Below are 5,676 nucleotides of genomic sequence, written 5' to 3'. Positions count from 1 at the left end.
AAAAAGCGGGGAGTTAAAAACTCCCCGCTAGAAAGATTAATGCGGCAGCGTGCTAGTCTCCCACACCCTATCGAGTGCAGTACCCTCGCCGTGTCAGGCCTTAGCTTCCGGGTTCGGAATGGGACCGGGCGTCTCACCTGAGCCATGACCACCGCAAAACTAAATTATACACTCACCAACAGTGAGCGGCAACACGTGGCGGTTTGGGAACCGGACATGAACGCGAATAAAAACTCTTTTATCAACAGATCGTTAAGCAAAACATTCAGTACTCATTAACGCTAGAAGAATAATACTCAAAAGGAACTCACCCTCCCCACTAGTAAAAGTGAGGAAGAATGTCACCATCGCCCATTAGTACTAGTCAGCTCCACCCCTTACAGGGCTTCCACGTCTAGCCTATCAACCACGTGTTCTACATGGGGGCTCACACACTAAAGTGCAAGGAATGCTTATCTTGGAGCAGGCTTCCCGCTTAGATGCTTTCAGCGGTTATCCCTTCCGAACGTAGCTAACCGGCAGCGCCACTGGCGTGACGACCGGCATACCAGAGGTTCGTCCACCCAGGTCCTCTCGTACTATGGGCAGGTCTCCTCAACATTCCAACGAGCGCAGAGGATAGAGACCAAACTGTCTCACGACGTTCTGAACCCAGCTCGCGTGCCGCTTTAATCGGCGAACAGCCGAACCCTTGGGACCTGCTCCAGCCCCAGGATGCGACGAGCCGACATCGAGGTGCCAAACCATCCCGTCGATATGGACTCTTGGGAATGATCAGCCTGTTATCCCCGGGGTACCTTTTATCCGTTGAGCGATGCCACGTCCGTACGCCGGCACCGGATCACTATCTCCGACTTTCGTCCCTGCTCGACCCGTCAGTCTCACAGTCAAGCCCGCTTGTGCGATTACACTCAACACCCGATTGCCAACCGGGCTGAGCGGACCATTGAGCGCCTCCGTTACTCTTTAGGAGGCAACCGCCCCAGTTAAACTACCCGCCAGGCACTGTCCCTGACACGGATAACGCGTCGAGGTTAGACGCCAGATATGGAAAGAGCGGTATTTCACCTGTCGACTCCACGCAAGCTAGCGCCCACGCTTCACAGCCTCCCGCCTATGCTACACGATCCACACCTAACGACAATACCAAGGTATAGTAAAGGTCCCGGGGTCTTTTCGTCCTTCTGCGCTTAACGAGCATCTTTACTCGTACTGCAATTTCGCCGGGCTCCTGGCCGAGACAGTGGGGAAGTCGTTACGCCATTCGTGCAGGTCGGAACTTACCCGACAAGGAATTTCGCTACCTTAGGATGGTTATAGTTACCACCGCCGTTTACCGGGGCTTAAATTCACCGCTTCACCGAAGCTAACGGATCCTCTTAACCTTCCGGCACCGGGCAGGCGTCAGAGCGTATACAGCGGCTTACGCCTTCGCACGCTCCTGTGTTTTTGGTAAACAGTCGCTACCCCCTAGCTTGTGCCACCCCCAACAGCTCCGCTTGTAAAAAACATCACCATCAGGGGTCTCCCTTATGCCGAAGGCACGGGAGTAATTTGCCGAGTTCCTTGGCCAGGATTCGCCCGATCGCTTCGGTATACTCTACCAGACCACCAGTGTCGGTTTAGGGTACGAGCGGAATCACACCTCACGTTGAAGCTTTTCTCGGCAAGCAGGATCACCGGAATCAGCCTTACAGCCTACCCATCACGCCTCAGCTTTAACATCCCCCGGATTTACCTAGGAGACAGCCCACACGCTTAGCCACGGAAAACCACCTCCGCAGCCGGCTACCTACCCGCGTCACTCCCACGCTAACCTACTACCGATACAGTCCCAACACAAACAAGCCAACAACCCCGAAAGGCAGCCAGCTCATAAATGAAGGTTAGTACTCTCAGATTCAGTTCGAACGGTGTAACACCGGTACGGGAATATCAACCCGTTCATCCATTCGACTACGCCTGTCGGCCTCGCCTTAGGACTCGACTCACCCGGGGACGACGAACGTGGCCCCGGAACCCTTAGTCATTCAGCGGACGGGATTCACACCCGTCTCTCGCTACTCATGTCTGCATTCTCACTCCTGTAAAGTCCACGACAAGTTCACACTGCCGCTTCACCCCATACAGGACGCTCTCCTACCCCGCATGAAACAAATCATGCAGCCGCGTCTTCGGTGGCGTGCTTAAGCCCCGCTACATTGTCGGCGCGGAACCACTAGACCAGTGAGCTGTTACGCACTCTTTCAAGGATGGCTGCTTCTGAGCCAACCTCCTGGCTGTCTATGCGACTCCACATCCTTTCCCACTTAGCACGCGCTTCGGGACCTTAGACGACGATCAGGGCTGTTTCCCTTTTGACGACGGAGCTTATCCCCCGCCGACTCACTGCCGTGATAAACCTAACAGGTATTCGGAGTTTGGCTGCTATTGGTACCCGGTATGGGCCCGCAAGCATCCAGTAGCTCTACCCCCTGTAAGCAATAACACGACGCTGCACCTAAATGCATTTCGGAGAGAACCAGCTATCACGGAATTTGATTGGCCTTTCACCCCTAACCCCAAGTCATCCCCCCAGTTTTCAACCTAGGTGGGTTCGGTCCTCCACACGGTCTTACCCGCGCTTCAACCTGCTCAGGGCTAGATCATCCCGCTTCGGGTCCAGGACATGCGACTCAAACGCCTTTTAAAACTCGCTTTCGCTACGGCTCCCCCACCCGGGTTAGCCTCGCCACATACCACTGACTCGCAGACTCATTTTTCGATAGGCACGCCGTCACCCCACAAAGAAGGCTCCGACGGATTGTAAGCGCACGGTTTCAGGAACTATTTCACTCCCCTCCCGGGGTGCTTTTCACCTTTCCCTCACGGTACTAGTACACTATCGGTCAGACAGGAATACTTAGGCTTACCCAACGGTCTGGGCAGATTCACGCGGGATTCCACGAGTCCCGCGCTACTTGGGAATAAACATAAAGAGACATCGCACGACAAGCTACGGGGCCATCACCCTCTACGGCTGGGAATTCAATCCCATTCACCTAGCACGACATTTTATCACTCTCCTCAACCCCGTCAGAGGCTGAACAGTCCATCCCACGACCCCGAATGCGCAACACCTGACGGCTATCACACGCACCCGGTTTAGCCTGATCCGCTTTCGCTCGCCACTACTCACGGAGTATCCTTTCCTGCAGGTACTGAGATGTTTCACTTCCCTGCGTACCCCCCACAAAAACTGTGGTGACCACTCATAACAGTGGCCGGGTCTCCCCATTCGGAAATCCTCGGATCAAAGCCCACTCGGCAGCTCCCCGAGGCATATCGCAGCCCGTCACGTCCTTCATCGGTCCTGTCTACCAAGGCATCCACCATACGCCCTTACCAGTGACAAACACTAAAGTAAGAACCCATCAGCAAAATTCTCTAGACAAAAAATCATCACACTAAACGATCACAAAACGATCAAGCGACTCCAACAAAAGGAGCCGGTTGAAATTGATAAAAGCAAAAAAATCGAAACCAAAAAAGTCTCGCATTTTACTCGCGTCCACTATCCAGTTCTCAAACCACCACAACACCACAAAACCAGCATCAACACTCAAAAAGCATCAACCTGAAATCCTGCGGGTCAAGGACCGCAACCCCAAACAAAAAAGGGGGGTGGCAATCCGGGAACCCAAAAGCATGCCCAACAAACTCACATAAACGTCAACTATTGTTTTCCACACCAGTAACCACACTCAACCGAGCGTGCACAAAAACTCCGTAGAAAGGAGGTGATCCAGCCGCACCTTCCGGTACGGCTACCTTGTTACGACTTAGTCCCAATCACGAGCCTCACCTTAGACGGCTCCATCCCAAAAGGGTTAGGCCACCGGCTTCGGGTGCTGCCCACTTTCATGACTTGACGGGCGGTGTGTACAAGGCCCGGGAACGCATTCACCGCGACGTTGCTGATTCGCGATTACTAGCGACTCCGCCTTCACGTAGTCGAGTTGCAGACTACGATCCGAACTGAGACCGGTTTTAAGGGATCCGCTCCATGTCACCATGTCGCATCCCGTTGTACCGGCCATTGTAGCATGCGTGAAGCCCTGGACGTAAGGGGCATGATGATCTGACGTCATCCCCACCTTCCTCCGAGTTAACCCCGGCGGTCCCCCGTGAGTTCCCGGCATAACCCGCTGGCAACACAGGGCGAGGGTTGCGCTCGTTGCGGGACTTAACCCAACATCTCACGACACGAGCTGACGACGACCATGCACCACCTGTGAACCTGCCCCGAAGGGAAACCACATCTCTGCAGTCGACAGGCACATGTCAAGCCCAGGTAAGGTTCTTCGCGTTGCATCGAATTAATCCGCATGCTCCGCCGCTTGTGCGGGCCCCCGTCAATTTCTTTGAGTTTTAGCCTTGCGGCCGTACTCCCCAGGCGGGACGCTTAACGCGTTAGCTCCGACACGGAACCCGTGGAATGGGCCCCACATCCAGCGTCCACCGTTTACGGCGTGGACTACCAGGGTATCTAATCCTGTTCGCTCCCCACGCTTTCGCTTCTCAGCGTCAGTAACAGCCCAGAGACCTGCCTTCGCCATTGGTGTTCTTCCCGATATCTACACATTCCACCGTTACACCGGGAATTCCAGTCTCCCCTACTGCACTCTAGCCCGCCCGTACCCGGCGCAGACCCACCGTTAAGCGATGGGCTTTCACACCAGACGCGACGAACCGCCTACAAGCTCTTTACGCCCAATAATTCCGGATAACGCTTGCGCCCTACGTATTACCGCGGCTGCTGGCACGTAGTTAGCCGGCGCTTATTCGAAAGGTACACTCACCCGAAGGCTTGCTCCCAATCAAAAGCGGTTTACAACCCGAAGGCCTTCATCCCGCACGCGGCGTCGCTGCGTCAGGGTTTCCCCCATTGCGCAATATTCCCCACTGCTGCCTCCCGTAGGAGTCTGGGCCGTATCTCAGTCCCAATGTGGCCGTCCGCCCTCTCAGGCCGGCTACCCGTCGAAGCCTAGGTGGGCCATTACCCCGCCTACAAGCTGATAGGACGCGACCCCATCCCATGCCACTAAACACTTTCCCAACAAGACATGCGTCAAGTTGGAGCATCCAGCATTACCACCCGTTTCCAAGAGCTATTCTGGAGCATGGGGCAGGTTGGTCACGCATTACTCACCCGTTCGCCACTCTCACCAACCAGCAAGCTGGTCAGATCCCGTTCGACTTGCATGTGTTAAGCACGCCGCCAGCGTTCATCCTGAGCCAGAATCGAACCCTCCACGAAAAACTTCAATGAAGAGCCAACAAAAGGCTCCAATATAAAAGAAAAAGACGAGACATTCTTTAAGGAAAGAACATCCCAACAAAAAACCTCACCACCATTTAACCATCTCTCAGGCACCCTGCAATCTGCAAGGCAGGCAATGAACTGGCAATAATTAACTAATAAGTAGTACAGACACGCTCTTGAGTTCTCAAACCACCACCACACCAGCCGGCTCATCAACCTCAACCGAGGAGAACCAGCCGCGCTGAGCAGCAAGAGATAAACTTACACCAACCCACGCTAAAACGCAAACCCACCAAAAATAAACACCCCAAAACCATTGAAAACAAGCCAAAACACCGGCGTGTCGAAAAACGCAAAAAAGCACCCAAAAA

The 5,676-nt window shown here is 54.2% G+C and carries 1 protein-coding gene and 3 rRNA genes; all 4 read right to left on the bottom strand.

Annotated features, from left to right (window positions below):
* Positions 1 to 39: 39 nt before the first annotated feature.
* Positions 40 to 156 (bottom strand): 5S ribosomal RNA (rrf, locus tag ACJV2T_RS06175).
* 179 nt (positions 157 to 335) lie between these two features.
* Positions 336 to 3,395 (bottom strand): 23S ribosomal RNA (locus ACJV2T_RS06170).
* Between the two features lie 377 nt (positions 3,396 to 3,772).
* Positions 3,773 to 5,299 (bottom strand): 16S ribosomal RNA (locus ACJV2T_RS06165).
* The 16S, 23S and 5S rRNA genes sit together here, the layout of an rRNA operon.
* A 190-nt stretch (positions 5,300 to 5,489) precedes the next feature.
* On the bottom strand, positions 5,490 to 5,676 hold a 187-nt coding region (locus tag ACJV2T_RS06160; RefSeq protein ID WP_419399431.1), incomplete at its 5' end, for a hypothetical protein.

The organism is Gardnerella phocaeensis, assembly GCF_048545075.1.
In the GTDB taxonomy this organism is placed as follows: domain Bacteria; phylum Actinomycetota; class Actinomycetes; order Actinomycetales; family Bifidobacteriaceae; genus Bifidobacterium; species Bifidobacterium vaginale_J.
Note: the sequence above shows the minus strand (reverse complement) of the source record. Positions and strands in the feature narration are given on the sequence as shown.